This window comes from Massilia genomosp. 1, assembly GCF_011682185.1.
Lineage (GTDB): Bacteria > Pseudomonadota > Gammaproteobacteria > Burkholderiales > Burkholderiaceae_D > Telluria_A > Telluria_A rubra.
In genome coordinates this window covers 1-324 of record NZ_WHJF01000472.1, presented here as the reverse complement: position 1 = coordinate 324, position 324 = coordinate 1, and the positions used below count along the sequence as shown (strand labels likewise).

The following is a 324-nucleotide window of genomic DNA, read 5'->3' as shown; positions in this document are numbered from 1 at the left end:
CGGTAACGCAGCCAGCCAAGTTTGGGCAGGAAGATGCGGCTGTTGGCCTCGTCAAGCTTGATCTGCTTCGGGTCCGGGTAGCGGAAAGTGTCGCCGCAACCCTTGCGCTTGAAGCTGGGGAAATCGGTCCGTTTCTCGAAGAAGTTCTTGTACGCCCTCTCCAAGCCCTTCAATGCATGTTGCAGCGGATGACACGGCGCGTCCTTCAGCCAAGGTGTGTCAGGACCAGTGCGCCACCCGGTCAATTGCTTCGCCATGGCGACATAGCCGATGAACTTGTTACCGGCCTCATGATTTTCTTTTTGCATCGCCAACGCCTTGTTG

The 324-nt window shown here is 56.8% G+C and carries 1 pseudogene; it reads right to left on the bottom strand.

The window, feature by feature from the left end:
• Window positions 1-324: pseudogene (locus F1735_RS34560) on the bottom strand (RNA-guided endonuclease InsQ/TnpB family protein); the annotation flags it as partial.